Source organism: Nonomuraea monospora (genome assembly GCF_039531895.1).
Lineage (GTDB): Bacteria > Actinomycetota > Actinomycetes > Streptosporangiales > Streptosporangiaceae > Nonomuraea > Nonomuraea monospora.
In genome coordinates this window covers 24,887-43,709 of the sequence record NZ_BAAAQX010000063.1, presented here as the reverse complement: position 1 = coordinate 43,709, position 18,823 = coordinate 24,887, and the positions used below count along the sequence as shown (strand labels likewise).

General features: G+C 70.6%; 22 protein-coding genes and 2 pseudogenes. 12 read left to right on the top strand and 12 right to left on the bottom strand.

All coding sequences use genetic code 11. From position 1 onward, the window contains the following. Positions 1-185: 185 nt before the first annotated feature. Positions 186-1,139: an Acg family FMN-binding oxidoreductase gene (locus tag ABD331_RS57815; protein WP_344495638.1), complete on the bottom strand. Its 954-nt coding sequence runs from the start codon at positions 1,137-1,139 to the stop codon at positions 186-188. A 208-nt stretch (positions 1,140-1,347) separates the two neighbouring features. Between ABD331_RS57815 and ABD331_RS57810 the strand changes: the two genes are divergently transcribed. The 3 genes from ABD331_RS57810 to ABD331_RS57800 all read left to right on the top strand — a co-directional run bounded on the left by ABD331_RS57810 (position 1,348) and on the right by ABD331_RS57800 (position 2,925). Next, positions 1,348-1,878 (top strand): hypothetical protein, encoded by a 531-nt coding sequence (locus tag ABD331_RS57810; RefSeq protein ID WP_344495636.1) that lies wholly within the window; start codon positions 1,348-1,350, stop codon positions 1,876-1,878. Positions 1,879-1,945: 67 nt separating this feature from the next. Continuing rightward, positions 1,946-2,758: a universal stress protein gene (locus ABD331_RS57805; protein ID WP_344495634.1), complete on the top strand. Its 813-nt coding sequence runs from the start codon at positions 1,946-1,948 to the stop codon at positions 2,756-2,758. Then, positions 2,755-2,925 carry a sigma-70 factor domain-containing protein gene (locus ABD331_RS57800; RefSeq protein WP_344495632.1) on the top strand — a complete coding sequence of 57 codons (171 nt, stop codon included), beginning with the start codon at positions 2,755-2,757 and terminating at the stop codon, positions 2,923-2,925. Before ABD331_RS57805 ends, ABD331_RS57800 begins: the two co-directional genes overlap by 4 nt. Positions 2,926-3,029: 104 nt before the next feature. Here the strand turns inward: ABD331_RS57800 and ABD331_RS61245 are convergent. The 3 genes and pseudogenes from ABD331_RS61245 to pflB all read right to left on the bottom strand — a co-directional run. Then, positions 3,030-3,146 (bottom strand): annotated as a pseudogene (locus ABD331_RS61245) (alcohol dehydrogenase catalytic domain-containing protein); the annotation flags it as partial. Positions 3,147-3,499: 353 nt separating this feature from the next. Then, positions 3,500-4,225 carry a pyruvate formate-lyase-activating protein gene (gene pflA / locus ABD331_RS57795; RefSeq protein ID WP_344495630.1) on the bottom strand — a complete coding sequence of 242 codons (726 nt, stop codon included), beginning with the start codon at positions 4,223-4,225 and terminating at the stop codon, positions 3,500-3,502. A gap of 10 nt (positions 4,226-4,235) precedes the next feature. Continuing rightward, entirely contained in the window at positions 4,236-6,476 is a 2,241-nt protein-coding gene (gene pflB / locus ABD331_RS57790; RefSeq protein WP_344495628.1) for a formate C-acetyltransferase, read from the bottom strand. A gap of 46 nt (positions 6,477-6,522) precedes the next feature. On the opposite strand from pflB, the pseudogene ABD331_RS61240 reads away from it, so the two are divergent. From ABD331_RS61240 to ABD331_RS57770, 5 genes and pseudogenes are all read left to right on the top strand, one after another. After that, positions 6,523-6,795 (top strand): annotated as a pseudogene (locus ABD331_RS61240) (hypothetical protein); the annotation flags it as partial. A 219-nt stretch (positions 6,796-7,014) separates the two neighbouring features. Beyond that, the gene (locus tag ABD331_RS57785) at positions 7,015-7,854 is read left to right on the top strand and encodes a universal stress protein (protein ID WP_344495626.1); all 840 of its coding nucleotides are present in this window, start codon (positions 7,015-7,017) and stop codon (positions 7,852-7,854) included. After that, positions 7,851-8,354: a CBS domain-containing protein gene (locus ABD331_RS57780; protein WP_344495624.1), complete on the top strand. Its 504-nt coding sequence runs from the start codon at positions 7,851-7,853 to the stop codon at positions 8,352-8,354. Before ABD331_RS57785 ends, ABD331_RS57780 begins: the two co-directional genes overlap by 4 nt. Before the next feature lie 182 nt (positions 8,355-8,536). After that, the gene (locus ABD331_RS57775; RefSeq protein WP_344495622.1) at positions 8,537-9,385 is read left to right on the top strand and encodes a universal stress protein; all 849 of its coding nucleotides are present in this window, start codon (positions 8,537-8,539) and stop codon (positions 9,383-9,385) included. After that, entirely contained in the window at positions 9,382-9,549 is a 168-nt protein-coding gene (locus ABD331_RS57770; RefSeq protein WP_344495620.1) for a hypothetical protein, read from the top strand. The genes ABD331_RS57775 and ABD331_RS57770 overlap by 4 nt, the downstream gene beginning before the upstream one ends. A 144-nt stretch (positions 9,550-9,693) precedes the next feature. Here ABD331_RS57770 and ABD331_RS57765 read toward each other — a convergent pair whose 3' ends face one another. Next, positions 9,694-10,335, bottom strand: a complete 642-nt coding sequence (locus ABD331_RS57765; protein WP_344495618.1) for a response regulator — start codon at positions 10,333-10,335, stop codon at positions 9,694-9,696. Positions 10,336-10,419: 84 nt separating this feature from the next. After that, on the bottom strand, positions 10,420-11,136 hold the full coding sequence (locus tag ABD331_RS57760) for a CBS domain-containing protein (protein ID WP_344495616.1): 717 nt from the start codon (positions 11,134-11,136) through the stop codon (positions 10,420-10,422). A gap of 225 nt (positions 11,137-11,361) precedes the next feature. Between ABD331_RS57760 and ABD331_RS57755 the strand changes: the two genes are divergently transcribed. Then, a complete protein-coding gene (locus tag ABD331_RS57755) occupies positions 11,362-12,876 on the top strand; it encodes a sensor histidine kinase (RefSeq protein ID WP_344495614.1) in 1,515 nt (504 codons plus the stop codon). Between the two features lie 111 nt (positions 12,877-12,987). On the opposite strand, the gene ABD331_RS57750 is transcribed toward ABD331_RS57755, so the two are convergent. After that, positions 12,988-13,458, bottom strand: coding sequence for a hypothetical protein (locus ABD331_RS57750; RefSeq protein ID WP_344495612.1), 471 nt, complete (start codon positions 13,456-13,458; stop codon positions 12,988-12,990). A gap of 103 nt (positions 13,459-13,561) precedes the next feature. Between ABD331_RS57750 and ABD331_RS57745 the strand changes: the two genes are divergently transcribed. Beyond that, positions 13,562-14,140, top strand: a complete 579-nt coding sequence (locus tag ABD331_RS57745) for a TetR/AcrR family transcriptional regulator (RefSeq protein WP_344495610.1) — start codon at positions 13,562-13,564, stop codon at positions 14,138-14,140. A 94-nt stretch (positions 14,141-14,234) separates the two neighbouring features. Here the strand turns inward: ABD331_RS57745 and ABD331_RS57740 are convergent, their stop codons facing one another. After that, positions 14,235-14,471: a hypothetical protein gene (locus tag ABD331_RS57740; RefSeq protein WP_344495608.1), complete on the bottom strand. Its 237-nt coding sequence runs from the start codon at positions 14,469-14,471 to the stop codon at positions 14,235-14,237. A 353-nt stretch (positions 14,472-14,824) separates the two neighbouring features. On the opposite strand from ABD331_RS57740, the gene ABD331_RS57735 reads away from it, so the two are divergent. Then, the gene (locus ABD331_RS57735) at positions 14,825-16,063 is read left to right on the top strand and encodes a cation:proton antiporter (protein WP_344495606.1); all 1,239 of its coding nucleotides are present in this window, start codon (positions 14,825-14,827) and stop codon (positions 16,061-16,063) included. 87 nt (positions 16,064-16,150) lie between these two features. Beyond that, a complete protein-coding gene (locus ABD331_RS57730) occupies positions 16,151-16,555 on the top strand; it encodes a potassium transporter TrkG (protein ID WP_344495642.1) in 405 nt (134 codons plus the stop codon). 82 nt (positions 16,556-16,637) lie between these two features. On the opposite strand, the gene ABD331_RS57725 is transcribed toward ABD331_RS57730, so the two are convergent. From ABD331_RS57725 to ABD331_RS57710, 4 genes are read right to left on the bottom strand one after another with little or no spacing between them, the layout of a single operon-like run. Then, on the bottom strand, positions 16,638-17,081 hold the full coding sequence (locus ABD331_RS57725) for an STAS domain-containing protein (protein WP_344495604.1): 444 nt from the start codon (positions 17,079-17,081) through the stop codon (positions 16,638-16,640). Between the two features lie 50 nt (positions 17,082-17,131). After that, a complete protein-coding gene (locus ABD331_RS57720; protein WP_344495602.1) occupies positions 17,132-18,421 on the bottom strand; it encodes an ArsB/NhaD family transporter in 1,290 nt (429 codons plus the stop codon). Then, on the bottom strand, positions 18,418-18,531 hold the full coding sequence (locus ABD331_RS57715; protein ID WP_344495600.1) for a CBS domain-containing protein: 114 nt from the start codon (positions 18,529-18,531) through the stop codon (positions 18,418-18,420). Before ABD331_RS57715 ends, ABD331_RS57720 begins: the two co-directional genes overlap by 4 nt. Beyond that, positions 18,519-18,773, bottom strand: coding sequence for a hypothetical protein (locus ABD331_RS57710; RefSeq protein WP_344495598.1), 255 nt, complete (start codon positions 18,771-18,773; stop codon positions 18,519-18,521). The genes ABD331_RS57715 and ABD331_RS57710 overlap by 13 nt, the downstream gene beginning before the upstream one ends. Between the last annotated feature and the right edge of the window lie 50 nt (positions 18,774-18,823).

The window sequence follows — 18,823 nt, the reverse complement described above, 5'->3', positions numbered from 1 at the left end:
CAGGATCCGGGCCTTGTAGGCGGCGGAGTAGGAACGCGGACGTCCCCGTTCCCGCACCTGAGGATCAGGGACCTCCGGATCCGGCTTGCTTGCTCCCACGAAGGGATGTCTCCTTCCCCACCCTCAGGACAGAGTTTTATGCCTGTTTGCTACCTCTGTTCATTTTGACAGGGAGGGTCCCGGTCTCAAACAGCTTCCAGCTCGGCCGCCGGGCGGCGCGGGCTGCGCGCCACAGGGAGTCCGTAACCGAGCCTGATGATCATCTGAGGGTGACCTCGGCGGTGATGGGGGTCGCGGCGCTTGCGCATGTCGCGCAGATCGAGCGACTGGTTCAGGAAGGACGCCGACACGCCGTGCCGGGCGGCCACCAGCAGCACCCGCTGCAGCGCCTGACCGGCCCGCAGCCAGTCCGCAGGGCGATCACCCATCGTAGTCAGCACCGCGAGCTGCGGTCGTTCCTCGAATTCCGCCTTGCCCGCCTGCAGCCCGAAGTCCCGGACCGGTGCCGGATCCCTCAGCGGACGCGGCCCGTGGACATAGCCGGGAAGGCCGTCGTAGTGCGTGCCCGGCATCGTCCAAGCGGCCAGCTCGGCGCGGTAGTCGTGGTCGTGGCCCAGCTCCTCCTCGGCGATGGCGGCATAGTCCAGCATGTCGTCCGTGGCGTGCCGGTCGAGGAACACCAGCCCCGCCCCCTCCCGTCCGGCGGCCTGCCGGAGCTCGGCCCGCACCGCGCGCGGCAGAACACGGTCGGCGAAAGGGTGGCGGCTGGTGCGGCGCACGGGGATGAGGTCGTACAGCTCGCGATACTCCTCAGGGACAGGCAATGGCCCGCCCATGCGCACAGCCGCCAGCAACTCCGGCTCCTCCTCGGGGATGGGCAGCAGCCACACCAACGGCCGCTGCCCGGCCGTGCGCACCGCCAGGCGCAGGTTGAACAGCGCCGCGCCGCAGCTGACGTACTGGTTGCGGCCGCGCGGATCGCTGATCCGCAGCCGCCGGTCGGGATCGGCGAACACCTCGACGAACTCCCGATCCACCACGCGGAAGCGCCACGGCTGGGTGTTGAGCACCGACGGTGCCTGACCGGCCACCACCAGCAGCCGCCGGACACCGAGCTCGGTAGCGAGTGAAACGGACATCACGCACCTCCTGCCGCCAACGGTGCCGCACCTCCTCCGGCTGCGGTGAGTGCCTGACGGCCCTGCCCGGGTGCCGAAGGTCCCTGTCCAGTGACAGGACCAAGGTCCTTCCGGTGCGGGTCGTACGGCACTGAGCGCCGGCCGTCGTCACCGGTGTGATGGAGGCGAGACAAGAACGCACGACAGGACCGAGAAAGGGAGGCCCGCCATGGCCACCACCATCAACAAGCCTGTGACGCACACCAGTGTGGGCAAGGCGGAGCGCAAGGCCCCGGTCGACTACGTCTGGGCCGCCGCCCGGATCTCGATCGGCTGGGTCTTCCTCTGGGCCTTCCTGGACAAGACCTTCGGCTTCGGCTTCGCCACCCCCGCCGCCAAGGCCTGGATCAACGGCGGCAGCCCGACCACCGGGTTCCTCAAGGGCACCGGAGAGAACGCCCTGGGCGGCTTCTTCTCGGCCCTGGCCGGACAGGCGTGGGTGGACTGGTTGTTCATGGCCGGCCTGGCCGGTGTCGGCCTGGCCCTCGTCCTCGGTATCGGCACCCGGATCGCGGCCGGCGCGGGCACCGCGATGCTGCTGCTCATGTGGGCGGCCGAGCTGCCCCTGACCACCAACCCGTTCATGGACGACCACATCATCTACTCGATCGTCCTCATCGGCCTGGCCCTCGCCGGCGCCGGCCGCACCCTCGGACTCGGCAACCTGCCCATCGTCCGCCGTACCCCGTGGCTCCAGTAGCCACCCCGGTCACCCGCCCGCCCTGCCCCCAGGGCGGGCGGGTTTTCCTTGAGCTGAAGGAGAAGCAATGATCGTCGTGGGAGTGGACGGCTCGCGAGCCGGGCTCGAGGCCGCCGGCTGGGCAGCGCGGGAGGCGGCCCTGCGGGACGTGCCGCTGCTGGTGGCGCACGCGATGCCGCGCTGGGCGCAGGAGACGGAGACCGGCCGGCTGGCCGAGGTGGCCGCGTGGATGCGCGAGGGCGGCAGGAGCGTGCTGGCGGCGGCGGAGGAACGCGCCCGCGGCGACAAGCCGAAGATCAGCCTGCGGACCACGTTCCTGCCCGGCGACCCGCGCGCCGCGCTGATCGAGGCCGCGCGGGAGGCCGAGCTGCTGGTGGTGGGCAGCCATGGGCTCGGCGGGGTGCGCGGGATGCTGGTCGGCTCGGTCGCCTACGGGGTGGCCGGGCATGCGCCGTGTGACGTCGTGGTGGTGCGTCAGGCCGCCTCGGTGGGGAACATCGTGGCCGGGGCCGATGGATCGGCGGCGTCGCCACGCGTACTGGAGTTCGCCTTCGCCGAGGCGGAGTTGCGCGGCGCGCGGCTGCGAGTTGTGCGGGCCAGGGCCCAGCAGGGGTTCGACCCCGTGGTGGACGAGGGACCGGACGTGCTGAAGGAGGCGTTGAGCGGGCTGCGTGCGAGGCATCCGGGCGTGCCGGTCGTGGAGGAGCTGGTGCACGGCCATCCGGTCGAGGTGTTGCGGCAAGCCGCGGCCGGAGCGGAGCTGCTGGTAGTGGGATCGCATGGGCACGGCACGTTCGCGGGGATGGTGCTGGGCTCGGTCAGCCACGCCCTGCTGCACCATGCGCCGTGCCCGCTCGCTGTGGTCAGGACAGCACGATGATCTGCCCGGACGACTACCTGACCCGGATCGGCGCCACCCCGCTGCTGACCGCTGAGGAGGAGATCGCGCTCGCCAAGCGGACGGAGGCAGGTGCCCGCGCCGCCCGCCTCATCCAGCACGGGGCCACGGAGCCTGGGTTGCAGGCCGCGGTCGCCGACGGCCGGTGAGGTCCACCGCGATGGTCTCGCCGCCGCCGAAGATCTGCGCGTACTGCTGGGCCAGGTGGCCGAGCCCGCCGACGCCGAAGATCGCGCCCGCTCCCCGGCCACCGGCCGGTCACCGCGGAGCCCATCGCCTCGATCACGCCGACCCCCTCATGGCCGGGGATGAACGGCAGCGCTGGTTTGACCGGCCAGTCGCCGTAGCGGCGTGGATGTCGGTGTGACACAGTCCGCTCGCCTCGATCCGGACGAGCACCTCGGTCGGAGCCGGGTGCGGGACGGGCACCGCCTGCAGTTCGACGAGTCCCGTCCGAGAGGGTCCCGCGTTACCTCCGGCAGGGCCTGGCGTCACCCCTCAGGTGCGATCGACGTGGTGAACGCGAGAGATCGGAGCGCGGCGCAGATCACGACCTGTCGCGGTCACCGCCGCGCGAGTGCACGACAACGGACCAGTCGCCGTGGGCAATGCTGAGCAGGCCGTAGTCGCGTTCAGGCCCACCAGCTCGGCCTTGATGGAGGCGGAGCCCGTGTTCAGGACGAGGACGGGGTCGGCCATGACGGTGAGCATGTTCGATCCAGGTCAGACACTGGTGATGCCGTGGGCGCGGAACTGGGCGTGCACCCGGTCCAGCAGCTCCTGGCCGGGTGGTTCGACGTCGGCGAGGGGGAAGCGCAGGCCGAGGCGTTTGTACTTGCCGGTGGCCATGCGGTGGAAGGGCAGGACGTCCACCCGTTCGACGTTGCCGAGCCCGGCGACGAAGCGGGCCAGGGCGTCCACGTTGCCGGGCGCGTCCGTCAGGCCGGGGACCAGCACGAACCGCACCCAGGTGGGGCGGCACAGGTCGGCGAGCCGGCGGGCGAAGCGCAGCGTCGGCTCTACCGGCCCGCCGGTGACGCGCCGGTAGGTGGCCGGGTCGTAGGACTTGATGTCGAGCAGGACCAGGTCGGTGTCGGCGAGCATCGCGTCGGTGGCGCGGACGCCGAGCAGGCCGGAGGTGTCGAGGGCGGTGTGCAGGCCGTCCTCGTGGCAGCGGCGTAGCAGCTCGCCGGTGAAGCGCGGCTGCAGCAGCGGCTCGCCGCCACTGATCGTCACGCCGCCGCCCGCGACGGAGATGAAACGGCGGTACTTGCGGATCTCGGTCATGATGTCGCCGGCGCTGACCTGACGGCCGTCGCGCATCCGCCAGGTCTCCGGGTTCTGGCAGTACCGGCAGCGCAGCGGGCAGCCGGCGGTGAAGACGACGAAGCGGGTGCCGGGGCCGTCCACGCCGACCGACAGGTCCCAGGAGCTGACGGAACCGTTCATCTCGGGCCGTTCACAGCGAACCGTGGAAGGTGCGGTTGACGACGTCGCGCTGCTGGTCGGGGGTGAGGCGGACGAAGTTGACGGCGTAGCCGGAGACGCGGACGGTGAGTTGCGGGTAGCGGTCCGGGTGCTCCATGGCGTCCAGCAGGACGGCGCGGGTGAGCACGTTGACGTTCATGTGGAAGCCACCAGCGTCGAAGTAGCCGTCCAGCACCCCGGCCAGGTTCGCGACGCGCTCGTCAGGGACGCGGCCAAGCCCGTCCGGGGTGGCCGTGCTGGTCAGGCTGATGCCGTCGAGGGCCTGGTCGTAGGGGAGCTTGGCGACCGACAGGGCGGAGGCGATCATGCCGTGACGGTCGCGGCCGTTCATCGGGTTGGCACCCGGGGCGAACGGCTCGCCGGCGCGGCGGCCGTCGGGGGTGTTGCCGGTGTGCCTGCCGTAAACCACGTTCGAGGTGATCGTCAGGACGGACTGGGTGTGCTCGGCGTCCCGGTACGTACGATGCTCGCGGATCTTGCCCATGAACGTGCGGACCAGCTCGATGGCGATGGCGTCGGCGCGGTCGTCGTTGTTGCCGTAGGCCGGATAGCCGCCCTCGACCTGGTAGTCCACCGCCAGCCCTGTCTCGTCGCGGATGACCCTGACGCGGGCGTGCCTGATCGCCGACAGGCTGTCGGCGGCGACCGACAGGCCGGCGATGCCGCAGGCCAAGGTGCGTTTGACCGGGTAGTCGTGCAGGGCCATCTCGATGCGCTCGTAGGCGTACTTGTCGTGCATGTAGTGGATGATGTTGAGCGCGTTGACGTAGGTGCGGGCCAGCCAGTCCAGCATCCGGTCGAAGGCGGCGGCGACCTGCTCGTAGTCGAGGTACTCGCCGGTGAGCGGCGGATGGGCGGGGCCGACCTGGACGCCGGTGACCTCGTCGCGGCCGCCGTTGATCGCGTACAGGAGGGTCTTGGCCAGGTTGACGCGCGCGCCGAAGAACTGCATCTGCCGGCCGACCGGGGCGGCCGACACGCAGCACGCGATCGCGGTGTCGTCGCCGGTGCGCGGGCGCATCAGCTCGTCGCTCTCGTACTGGATCGCGCTGGTCTCGATCGACAGCGCGGCGCAGAAGCGCTTGAACGCCTCGGGCAGGCGCGGCGACCAGAACACGGTCAGGTTCGGCTCCGGGGCGGGGCCGAGGTTGCGCAGCGTCTGCAGGTAGCGGAAGCTCGTCCGGGTGACCAGGGGACGGCCGTCGGAGCCGAGGCCGCCGATCGACTCGGTCACCCAGGTGGGGTCGCCGGAGAAGAGCTGGTCGTATTCGGGGGTGCGCAGGAAGCGCACGATGCGCAGTTTGATGACGAAGTCGTCGATCAGCTCCTGCGCCCGCTCCTCGGTGACGCGGCCCTCGGCGAGGTCGCGCTCCAGGTAGACGTCGAGGAACGTGGAGGTGCGGCCCAGCGACATCGCGGCGCCGTTCTGCTCTTTGACCGCGGCCAGGTAGGCGAAGTACAGCCACTGCACCGCCTCATGCGCGGTCGCGGCCGGCCCGGAGATGTCGTGGCCGTAGGAGGCGGCCATCTCCTTCAGCTCGCCCAGCGCGCGGATCTGCTCCGACAGCTCCTCGCGGTCGCGGATGACCGCCTCGGTGGCGTCGGCGCCGTCGAGGGAGCGCAGCTCGGCTCGCTTGGCTTCGACGAGCCGGTCCACGCCGTAGAGCGCGACCCGGCGGTAGTCGCCGATGATGCGGCCGCGGCCGTAGGCGTCCGGCAGGCCGGTGATCACGCCGGCCTTACGGGCCCGCAGGATTTCCGGGGTGTAGGCGTCGAACACGCCGTCGTTGTGGGTCTTGCGGTACTTGGTGAAGATCTCCTTCACGGCGGGGTCGAGCTTGTGGTCGTAGGCGGCCAGGCCGTTCTCCACCATGCGCAGCCCGCCCGCCGGCATGATCGCGCGCTTGAGCGGCGCGTCGGTCTGCAGGCCGACGATCAGCTCCAGGCCGGCGTCGATGTACCCGGGGGCGTGCGCGGTGATGGACGACGGTGTGGCCGCGTCCACCTCGTAGATTCCGCGTCGCCGCTCCTCGGGGAAGAGCGCGCTCACCTTCGCCCATACGGCCCGGGTCCGCTCGGTCGGGCCGGACAAGAAGCCCGCACCGCCGGTGTAGGGCGTGTAGTTGGCCTGGATGAACGTCCGGACATCCACCTTGTCCCGCCAGGCAGTGCCCTGAAAGCCACGCCACGCCTCGAACGCGATCGCCGTCATGGTTCCCCTTCGTATCGGATGTCCGCTTCCACCCTCCTTGATTTGAGTGGCGATCACGGCGGTCGAAGGGCACCTCCCAAGAGGACCAAGGTCATCAGGATGGAGGACGTCAGCCTCCGTACCTGCGGCGACGGCGCTGGCCGGGATCTGCCCGGCCGTGGTCACCCCGGACGCCTACCGGCCGGACCCGGAGGCCGAGGCGACGGCCCGCGAGATCTCCACCGGCGATGAGCTCGTCTTCACCTACGACCCCCACGTAGCGGTCCGGGACGCGGACGCCGCCTACACCGACGTGTGGCTGTCCATGGGCGATCCCGCCGAGGAGAAGGAGGCGGTCGTGGGCAAGGACGCGTCGCCGCGCTGCTCGCCACGCGCGACTCGACGCCGACCTGCCGGCCATCCTCACCGACGTGCCCTGCGCGTTCACCCCTGCGAAAAGGACGAAAGGCCCGACTTCCCGGGACCTCCTCCCGCGGTGCCGCTGCGCCGCCTTGATCGAGACTGGGGCCGAGGGATCCGAACGGCTGAGGAGATGGCGATGACCAGGCGAATCGTGGTCGGTGTGGACGGCTCAGCCGCGGCTGCGGCGGCGGTGGAATGGGCGGCGGCCGATGCCGAGCGGCGCGGGCTGGACCTGCGGCTCGTGCATGTGTGCGAGCAGTGGTCGCACAAGGAGAGCACGAAGTGCTGCGCGGGCGCGCTGGAAGCCGCGGCCGACCTGGCGCGCGGTCTGACCGGGGGCGTCAAGGTGACGACGGACCTGCGGGCCGGGAACGTCGTCGACGAACTGATCGGCGAGTCCGTGACGGCCGACAGCCTGGTGCTGGGCAGCCGTGGCCTCGGCGGGTTCACCGGCATGGTGCTGGGCTCGGTGAGCACCGCGGTGGCCGGGCACGCCGCGGGACCTGTCGTCGTCGTCCGCGCAGCTCGCACGGTCGAGCACGGCCGCGTCGTGGTCGGCTACGACGGCTCGGAGCACGCGCGGGCGGCCATGGAGTACGCCGTCGAGCAGGCCAGGAGCCGCCGGGCGGAGCTGCACGTGGTGACGGCCTGGCAGGTGCCGTCCTTCTCCCCGTACGCCGTCGGCTACGGCGAGCTGATCGAGCAGATCATGCGGGAGGAACCGCGCGCGGCACGTGCCCTGGCCGAGCCCTGGCGTGAGGCCAACCCCGACCTGGTCGTCACCGGCGAACAGCCTTGCGAGCATCCCGTCGCCGCCCTGACCAGGGCGGCCAAGACCGCCGACCTCGTCGTGGTCGGCTCGCGCGGGCTCGGCGGCTTCGCCTCGGCCCTGCTCGGGTCGGTCAGCCACGCCGTGCTGCACCACGCGACCTGCCCAGTCGCCGTGGTCCGCCCTGTCGGTAAGGAGGAGTCATGACCGTCGAAGTGCTGACTGCCGGACAGGTGATGAGCCGCGTCCTGGTCGCCGTCAAGGCGGCGGAGTCGCCGCTGATGGCCTGGGAGCTGATGCGCCGTGCGGGCGTGCACCATCTGCCGGTCGTTGACGGCCGGCGCGTGCTGGGTGTCCTGACCCGTGAGGAGCTGGCGGCCTCGTGGTCCGGCGGACCTCAGGAACAGTCCACCCGCCACGTCCGCGACCTGCTGGGCCGCGACCGGAGACCGCTGGTACGTCCGGAGACGCCGCTGACCGAGGCGGCGGGCGTCATGCTCGACGCCGGCCTCGACGCCGTGCCGGTCGTGTCCGATGCCGGCCTGGTCGGCCTGATCACTGTCCGGGACGTGCTGGCCGCGGTCTCCGGCCGCCTCAGCCCTGCGCAGGAGGCCAGCGAGGTGCTGACCGGCATGTTCCACCTGGAACCCGTCCTGCCGGAGCGCACGAAACCGGTCCAGCCGGCACAGAGCCGGCGGCAGGCGTGACGGGGTGCCACCCCCGACGGGTTCAATGGCCAGTCGGCCCTGCTGAACAGGCACTTTGTCCGCTGGAGACGGGCCAGGGGCGGGCGTGTACTGAAGACGTGAGATCGAGATGAAGGAGCGGATCGGTCGCAGACGTACCGTCCACGGCTTGTCGTGCGCATCCGAGGGAGGCCAGGAAGACGATGAGAACAATGGTGGTGGGCATCGACGGCTCGCCGGCATCGTACGCCGCTCTGGAGTGGGCGGCAGATGACGCCGCGCGACGCGGACTGGTCGTGCGCATCGTGCACGTACGCGGCCCATGGACGACCGAGCACCCGCTCACGGCGGCCAGCGATCACCAGACGTTGACCGAGCGGTGCGAAGCGATGCTCCAGCAGGCGGCCACCCGGGCACAGCAGCAGCGGCCCGGCCTGGAAGTGACGACCGCGGTGGTCGTCGGCGCGGTGGCCGAACGGCTCAAGCACGAAGGACACAGCGCCGACACGGTGGTGCTGGGCGGCCTCGGCCGGGTGTCGGGACGGGTGCTGGGCTCCGTCGGACGGGCACTGACCGGCCGCCTCTCCTGCCCTCTGGTCATCGTGCACGAGCCGGCCCGGCAGCTGTACGGCGAGGTCGTCGCCGGGTTCGACGGTTCGGCCGATGCCGAAGCCGCCCTGGAGTACGCACTGGAGCAGGCACAAGCCCGTGGCGCGCGGCTGCGCGTGCTGTACGGCTTGCAGCCGCCGGTACAGGCCCCTCATCCCGTGGGTTACGGGCCCATCCCGGACGGCATCCACGGTGAGGAGATCGAGCAGCGACTGACGCCGTGGCGGCAGAAGTGCCCGGAGGTCGAGGTCACCGTGTCGGTCGTGGCCGGCAATCCGGTCACGGTGCTGGCCCGGGCGTCCCGGCAGGCCGATCTGGTGGTGGTCGGATCGCGCGGACTCGGCGGGTTCGCCTCCGCCGTGCTCGGCTCGGTGAGCCGCGGCATCCTGCGCCGCGCCCATTGCCCGGTGGCCGTGATCCGCCGGCCGGGCAGGACATCATGATGGTCATCCTCGCCCCGCCGCACCTGACCGGGCGGGCCCGCCGCGACTGGGACGCGCTGCAGGCCGAGACGGCCGGCGCGCCACGGTTCGACCCTGGGCAGGCGGACCTGCTGCCGGTGCCGGCGTGCACAGGCGGCAAGGCAGCACGGCGACATGTCACCTGAGCGTGACCGGAAGAATCTCCGCGCGGCGCTCGGTCTCCGGCGCGAACGGACGCGCAAGGACCATCAGGAGGACCTCGGTTCCTGGCCGGCCACGTCGCCGTCATGTCGAGAACCTGACCTCCCCGCCGTCCCGCGACCGTCTCGTCAGTCCCGGCGATCAACGCGCAAGCGCGCGGCCAGCGCGGCAGCCTGGGTACGGCGCTGCATGTCCAGCTTGGACAGCAGGTTGGAGACGTAGTTCTTGACGGTCTTCTCGGCCAGGAACATGCGCTCGCCGATCTGCCGGTTGGTCAGCCCTTCGCCGATGAGGTCGAGGATCTGCCGCTCCTGGTCGGTGAGTGCGGCGAGGGGGTCCTTCCTGGCGGCCTGGTCGCGCAGCCGCTGCAGCATGGCGGCGGTGGTCTGCGGGTCGAGCAGCGACTGGCCGGAGGCGACCGTGCGCACCGCGCCGACCAGGTCGGAGCCGTGGATCTGCTTGAGCACGTAACCGGCGGCGCCGGCCATCACCGCGTCGAACAAGGCGTCGTCGTCGGCGAACGAGGTCAGCATCAGGCACGCCAGCCCCGGCACGCGCGAGCGCACCTCCCGGCAGACGTCCACGCCGTTGCCGTCGGGCAGCCGCACGTCCAGCACCGCCACGTCGGGCATCAGCGCCGGGATGCGCGCGATCGCGGACTCCGCCGTGCCCGCCTCGCCGATCACCTCGAGGTCGTCCTCGGAGTCCAGCAGGGCGGCCACACCGCGCCGCACCACTTCATGGTCATCGAGGAGGAACACACGAATCATGCTTCGACGCTATCCGACGCGCAGAGAAACGATCAACATCACCCCTCACAGGGAATATTGCCAGGCTGACTCCGGTCGCTCACGTCAAGGACGATCCCAGGAGTAAGGCAACTCCAGGACGTCGTCGCGCCGCCAGACGAGGTCCTCGCGGACGTCCACGACCCCGCCGAGGTTCTCGGCGGCGTGCACGGCGGCCTGGGCCTGGCTGCGCCGGTCGGTGTAGCCCGACAGGGTGACGATGCCGTCGTGCACCTCCACGAGGATGCCGTCGCGGTCGTTCCACCGGTCCTGCGCGGGGATGCCCGCGACCACGAGCCGCCGGGTGTCCTCATCGTCGCGCAGGTACGCCCGGAGCAGGTCCCGCCTGCTCACGACGCCCTCCAGCCGGCCTTCCTCGTCGACGACGATCAGCCGCTTGACGCCGTACTCGTCCATCAGGCGCGCCGCCCTGACCGTCGAGGCGTGCGGGGCGACCGTTACCGCGGGCGCCGTCATCAGGCCCGCGGCGGTGTCCGCCGCCGCCTTCGCGCCGGTGTCCTCGCCTCGCATCGTCACCTTCCGCCGCAGCCTCGCCCGCAGCGAGGGCCGGTAGCTCTCGCCGTGGTACTGCTCGCGGAACTCCTCCTTGCGCATCAGGTCTCCCTCGGAGACCACGCCGACGACGCGGTTGTCGGCGTCCAGCACCGGCACGGCGCTGATCCCGTTGCTCACCAGCACCCGGGCGACCTGCTTGAACGGCATGTCCTGCCCGACCGTGATCGCCTGCTTGGTCATGACATCATGCACCGTGGTCCGCATCATGATTCTCCTTGCTCTCTACTGCCATGACACCGCTTCCCGTGGTACCTCGCGTAGGGACCGAAGCCCCTCAAGGCAAGGCCGTTGGTCGCGGCCACCCGTCATACCCGTGATGACGGTCGCCGTAGGCCTGCCGGGCGCTGCGGGCCCCGGACGCGGGGGCGCAGGTTCGATGGGATGCGAACTGATCACATGTCGGAGAGCGAGGTCCGTCCGTTGATGCCCCAGATGCGACTCGATGAGCTTCTCGCAGAGCTGCAGACCAGGCTCACCGCCGTGCTGGCCACCCGTGACCGGGTGCACGCGCTGCTGGAGGCCGTCGTGTCCGTGGGCAGCGACCTGGACCTGGAGACCGTGCTGCGGCGCATCGTGAAGACCGCGACCACGCTGGTCGACGCCAGCTACGGCGCGCTCGGCGTGGTCGGCGAGGAGGACACGCTGCTGCAGTTCATCCCGGTCGGCCTGACCGAGGAGGAGATCGCTCGCATCGAGCACTGGCCGCACGGGCTGGGCCTGCTCGGCCTGCTGATCAAGGATGCCCGGCCGCTGCGGCTGGGCCGCATCTCCGACCACCCCGAGTCCTACGGCTTCCCGCCCGGCCACCCGCCGATGGGCACCTTCCTCGGCCGTTCCCGTACGCGTGCGCGACGAGGTGTGCAGGCCTCTTCCGATCTCACCACCAGCCTGCTGTCCGGCGCCGATCCGCACGAGGTGCTCGCCACGATGGCGGCCCGCGCCCGCCAGATGTGCGACGCCGACCTGGTCCAGGTGCTGCTGCCTGAGATGTCCGGCGGCTCGCTGCGAGTCGAGGTCGCCGACGGCGAAGGAGCGGATGAGCTGCTGGGGACCACGTTCGACATCGCCTGCACCTTGGCGGGAGACGCGTTCACCCAGGGCGAGCCGCTGTCGGAGACGGACCTGCAGAGCGTCGCCGATCTCGATTCGCCACTGCGGCGGCTGGGCTACGGCCCCGCGCTCCTGGTGCCGGTGGGCGCGGTGCCCAGGGTGCGCGGGGTGCTCACGCTCACCAAGCGCAGCGGCCGATTGACCTTCAGCCGTGAAGAGCAGCAGATGTTCAAGGCGTTCGCCGGCCAGGCCGCGATCGCGCTGGAGCTGGCCGAGGCCCGCCGCGACGCCGAACGGCTCGGCCTGCTGGAAGATCGCGACCGCATCGCCAAGGACCTGCACGACGTCGTCATCCAGCGCCTGTTCGCCACCGCCATGACCTTGATGAGCACGGTCCGCCTGGTGGAACGGCCGGAAGCGTCCAAGCGGCTGCAGCACGCGATCGACGAGCTGGACGAGACGATCCGGCAGATCCGCTCGTCCATCTTCGCCCTGCAGGGCGCCCGCGAGGAAAGCGCTCCGGGCCTGCGCGCGCGGATCGTCGGCCTGGTGGAGGGTGCGGGCGGTCAGCTGGGCTTCATGCCCGGCCTGCGCATGGAGGGCCAGATCGACACCCTGGTGGGGGAGCAGGTCGCCGAGCACCTGCTGGCCGTCCTGCGCGAAGCGCTGTCGAACGTGGTGCGCCACTCCCGCGCCACCCGGGCCGAGGTCTCGATCGAGGTCGCGGACCGGCGGCTCATTCTCATGATCGCCGACAACGGAGTCGGGGTGGGGCAGGGCGGGCGCCGCAGCGGGCTGCGCAATATCGAGGAACGCGCCGCCCGCCTGGGCGGCACCGCCGAGCTGGAGAGTTCGGAGTCGGGCGGCACCCGGCTGAGCTGGCGCGTGCCCCTGTGAGAGTGGCCGCCGTAACCAGCCTCTTACGTGTGCGGGCAGTGTCCCGGAGACGGCGGTCGTGCGGGGTGACGCACGGTTTGATCTTCGTGCAGGTTTTGGAATGAGCCGGAGTCACGGAAGCCAGCCAGGGTGCTGCGCCCATACCGCGTTCAGCCCTTCGATCAGGGCGGCTCCGGCGTACCAGCACACGGCGGCCGCGGCAACCGCCAGCACACAGGAGGCGATGACGCCGCTCGCCTTGCGCTCCCGTCCTGGCGCGAGCGTCCGCCACACGACGGTGAGCACGGTGACCAGCAGGACGAACGAGGCCACTGTCAGCGCGTCGCCTTGATGGGCGTGATCGAGAGCCGCCGCAGGCAGTTCGCCTCCGGCGTTGCGCGCGGATGTCTGCAGAGTGTCGTACAGGGCGGAGCCGGCCCCTTCCGCCCAGGTCGCCAGTGCCAGGTTCAGTACGGCGGCCATGGCCAGAGGCGTCCGCATGCCGCGCCGCGCGGCCGGACGCCAGGCGTAGACGACGGCGAGCAGCGCGGTGAGAGGGGCGGTGATCAGTACGAGATGGCCGACGAGCGCGTGGACGGGCATGTCCGTCTCCAACCTCTGGGGAGTAGCGCCATCGTCATGCTGCTGGCATAACCTGTCAATAAGGCAGGCTCTGCCAATATGGCAGGGGGTGTATGTTGGGGAGATGGTGTTGACTCTCCGGCAGCGCACCCGGCTGGCCGCCGTCCATCAGATTCTCGACACCGCCATGGATCTTTTCGACGAGCGCGGCTACACCGACGTCACGGTGGAGCAGATCGCCACCGCCGCCGGGGTGTCGCCGCGCACCTTCTATCGCTACTTCGGCTCCAAGGAGGGACTGTTCACCACCGATCCGTACGCGGTGATCGGGGCCGAGCCGCCGGAGTACCACATCGACCCCGCGGACCTGCCCGGCAGCCTGCTGCGGATGGTCGCCGCCATCGCCGACCCGGCACAGCGCGACGCGGCCCAGTCGGGGGAGCCCTGGCGCGGGATGCGCTACGTCCTGGAGGAGCCCGCGGTGCGCGCGGCCGTCTACGCCGCCCTGGACGAGCATAGTCGGCGCCTGACCGACCTGCTACGAGCCGGCGAGATGCCCGCTGCCAGAGCCCGTGTCACTGCCCGCACATACTGGTTCGGAGTTTATTTCGGAGCGTTGGAGCAATGGCATCTCGACGGGCGGAAACGCCCGCTGACGGAGTACCTCGAGGAATCCCTGGCCGCCCTGCACCACCTGCCATAGATCGGACACTGCCGGATCGGCCGGTGCCCGGCAGCCATCAGCCCACCCGTGAGGGCGAGGTAGGGCTGGACGCGGCCACGGCTGCCCACGGTGATCAATAACGGTCACATCGCCGGTCCTTGAGCTCGTCCCAGTCGTCCAGCAGATGGGGGAGACGGTCCATCATGAACGCGTACATGTCGCGCAGGAGCTCCAGGCGCCGCCGGCGCTCCGGGTCGTCGCCCACCGCGCGCAGCCCCTGCTCGGCCAGGGTGCGGAAGCTCTCGAAACCGGCCATCTTCGCGCGGAAGGCACGGGCGGACACGTCCTCCACACACTCTTCAACACTCACGTACCCACTTCTCTTGGTTGGTTCGGATGGATCCGAACAAACCGTCCAACAGGCCGCGGGATGCCGCCACCGCCCGCGCCGGCCGGACGGCCGCGCCGGGCCAGCGGGCACCTGCTGATCTCCTTCGCCGCACCCGCTGCCCCGCTGACGGCCTTCGGTCGCCACGGCATCGGGTGGGCAGGATCACCGCCTTCCCGAAGGTGCCGTCGTGGTTCGGCGGCGGGCGCCGTCAAGAACGCGTCTGTCGTCGTAACAGCGCTCCTGTTAGGGTGGGGCGCGGTGCGCAGGGAAGTCTGGTCGGCAAGATCGTGCAAGTAGATCCGACCGGAAGGCCGTTCCATGACGACCCCCACGTGGCGCCCCTGATGGGTGTGCTGCTGACCGCGTTCGCGTGCGTGCTCCTGCTGGCCGTCCTGCTGTCCGGCCTGGCACATTGCACCATCCTGTCCACTGCCGCGTTGTTCCTCGTGGCTGGGTTCGTCCTCGGCGACGGTGTGCTCGGCGTCGTCTCGCTGCGGCCCGGCGACGACGTGGTGGCCACGCTGGCCGAGCTGGCCCTGTTCACCGTGCTGTTCACCGACGGCATGCGGGTCGGCTGGGCCGAGCTGCGCAGCGCCTGGCGGCTGCCCGGCCGGGCGCTCGGCTGGGGCCTGCCGCTGACCCTGGTCATCACCGCCGCCGGGGCGCACTACCTGCTCGGGCTGGGCTGGATCGAGGCGCTGCTGATCGGCGCCGTCCTCGCGCCCACCGATCCCGTGTTCGCCGCCGCGCTGGTCGGCAACGAGAAGGTGCCGCCCCGGCTGCGGCAGTTGCTCAACGTCGAGTCCGGCGTCAACGACGGCCTGGCGCTGCCGTTCGTCATCCTCTTCCTCGCGGTCGCGGCCGGGTCCGACGACCTGCATCTGGGTGAGCTGGGCCTGGAGCTGGCCCTCGGCATCGTCATCGGGGTCGCCGTCCCCTGGGCGGCGATCAAGCTGGAGCAACTGCGCTGGTTCGCCGCCTCCACCCCGTACGAGCCGCTCAACGCGCTGGCGATCGGCCTGCTGGTGCTCGCGCTAGGCGAGGCCACGCACGGCAACCTGTTCCTGGCCGCGTTCTCGGCCGGTATCACGGTGGCCACGTTCGGGCCTCGGCAGCGAGAGTCGTTCGAGCACTTCGGTGAGCTGATCGCCGAGGTGTTCAAGCTGGCGGCGCTGCTGGTGTTCGGCGCGCTGATCACTCCGGCGCTGCTCGGCTCGGTCGGCTGGCAGGGGTGGCTGTTCGCGGTGCTGGCGCTGATCGTGGCCCGGCCGGTGGCGATCTGGCTGTCCTTCCTGCGCTCGGGCCTGGGCGTGCGCGAGCAGGCGGCGGTGGCCTGGTTCGGGCCCAAGGGCTTTGCCTCCGTCGTCTACGGGCTGCTCGTGCTGGGCTCCGGGATCGCGGCCGCCGTGCCGGTTTTCCAGTTCGTCGCCGTGACCATCGTGCTGTCGATCCTGCTGCACTCCTCCACCGACATCGTGGTGGCCCGCTGGTTCGACGACGAGCGGGAGGTCCCGGCCTGGTACGGCAACGTCACCCGCAGGATCCGACGGCCAGAACGGCCGTCCCCGTGACGCGAGGAGGCGCCATGGCGTCCACTTCCCGCGTTCGTCCCGAACGCGCTGCCGTCGTCGCCGGCCTGACGGCGCGGCCGGTGGAGTATCGCCTGGAAGGAGACGGCCTCAGGACGGTCATGGTGTTCCACGGCGGTCACATGCGGGCAGGGCGAGGTCAACATCGGCCATCGCCGCCTGCCGGAGACGGCACAGCGCCAGGCCGTCTCGATCACCCTGATCAGCGTGACCCTGGTCGCACTGTCCACCTACCTCCTGATGGCCCTGACTCCGCACAGCCTGGACCAGGCGCTGTTCGAGGTCGTCTCGGCATTCGGCACGGTCGACCTGTCCACCGGCATCACCGCCGACGCCACGCCGGCCGGTCAGCTCCTGCTGGTGCTGCTCATGTTCATCGGCAGGATCGGACCGCTCACCCTGGGCTCGGCCCTGGCGCTGAAGGACCGCACTCGCCGCTACCAGCTGCCTGAGGAACGGGTCATCGTCGGCTGATACGAGCACGGCCCTACTTCGGAGAGACGCGCTGAGCTGCCGCGCTCGCGCCTCCAGTGTGTCAGGGGCTTGCAGCTCCGGCTCAGGCGTCCAGACGGGAGATGGCGTCACTGATCGTTGGTGCGTGGTCGAATCCATCGGCTGCCATGCCGAGCATGCGGCGGCCGTTCGCGATGACCATCCGCCCGCCCGCTTCGCGCGCCTGGCAGGCGGCGGCCCGCAGAACGCCGAGCCCGGCCTCGTCCACCTGGGTCACCCCACCGATGTCCATGATCGCCTTGGGCGGGACGTGCGTGGCCAGCGTACTGATGACGTACAGCTGGAGCATGTCGACGGATGGGCCGGTGACGCATGCTGGCCTGGATGGCGCCGCCGAGATCTGCCCGGTCAAGCTCTTTACCAGCTTGGGCCGGTGGTCGATGGCGCGCACCTCGGTGCCGTGCCAGGTGAGTTGCAGGGCCAGAGCGCCGCCAAGGCGGCCCAGTCCGATGATCACGACCGCGTCGTGCTGCTCGATGCCGGTCAACGATCTCACGCTCCTTCAGCGGCGAGCCGGACTGCGGTACCGCGCCGGAGTCACACGTAGCGCAGCCACAGGTACGGCACGCACAACGCGATCGTCACCACGGTCACCACCAGGCCGTACCGGGTGAACTGCCAGAAGCTGATCGGGGTGCCGTTGCGGGCGGCGATGCCCAGCACGACCACGTTGGCCGCCGCGCCGACGGCGGTGGCGTTGCCGCCGAGGTCGGCGCCGAAGGCCAGGGCCCACCAGAGCACCTGGGCGTGCTCGTTGCCGCCGTTGGCTTGGACGAGCTCGGCGACGATGGGGCTCATGGTGGCCACGTACGGGATGTTGTCCACGATCGCCGACAGCCCGCCCGACACCCACAGCAGCAGCATCGTGGCGAAGCCCAGCTGCCCCTGGGTGGCCTCGGCCGCCGCCTTGGAGATCTGCGGGATCACCCCCGTCTCCACCAGCGACCCGACCATGACGAAAAGTCCGGCGAAGAACACCAGCGTCGGCCACTCGACCTCGCGGATGGCCTCCTCGGCGGTGACCCGGGTCGCGGCCACCAGCACGCCGGCGCCCAGCACCGCCACCACCGACGGCTCGTAGTGCAGCACCGGGTGCAGCACGAACGCCGCCATGACCAGCGTCAGCACGGCCAGCGACTGCCACAGCAGCCGCCGGTCGGCGATCGCCTCCCGCTCGTTCAGCGCCATGACCTCCGCCGCCCGCTCCGGGTCGTAGACGAAGAACCTGCGGAACAGCAGACGGCACATGCCGATGAACACGATCATGAGCACGAGCACCATCGGCGCCATGTGCACGAGGAAGTCGTTGAAGCTCAGCCCGCCCCGGCTGGCGATGATGATGTTCGGCGGGTCGCCGACCAGGGTGGAGGCACCCCCGATGTTGGAGGCCATCGCCTCGGCGATCAGGTACGGCGCCGCCGGCAGCGCCAGCCGCTCGCACACCAGGAACGTCACCGGCGCGATCAGCAGCACCGTGGTCACGTTGTCCAGCAGCGCCGACGCCGACGCGGTGATCACGACCAGCAGCACCATCAGCCGGTACGGCCGCCCGCGCGCCCGCTTGGCCGCCCAAATCGCCAGGTACTCGAACACGCCGGTCTGCTTCAGCACGCCGACGATGACCATCATGCCGAGCAGCAGGAAAATGACGTTCCAGTCGATACCGGTCTCTTCGGAGAAGAACGCGGCCCCGGCGTCGGTGGCGTGGATCAGCAGCATGATCCCGGCCCCGCCCAGCGCCGCCGCCACCCGGTGCACCTTCTCGCTGGCGATCAGCGCGTAGGCGCCGATAAAGACCGCCACCGCCAACCAGGCGGTGACCGTCACGCGGACACCGCCCGCTCCAGCAGCGCCTGCAGCGTCACGGCACCGATGAGCACTCCGTTATCCACCACCGCCACCAGCGGGCTGCGCGTGCGGGCCATCAACGCCGCCACCTCGAGCAGCGTGGCCTCGGGATCGGTGAGGGGAAGCTCGCGAGGCCGTGGCGATAGCGCGTCGCGGACCGCGCGATCGGAAGGCGACCGCAGGAACCGGTCGGCGTGCTCACGGGTTCTCCGCGCTCGTCGACCACGATCAGGCCGGGCATCCGCTGCTGGGCCAGCAGACGTGCCGCCGCCGCGATGGACGTGGCCGGGGTGACGGCCGGCAGGTCGGTGATCAGGTCGCGCGCACGCATCAGGAAGCCTCGCTCGGGAACGACGACAGCAGCTCGCCGACCAGACTTCC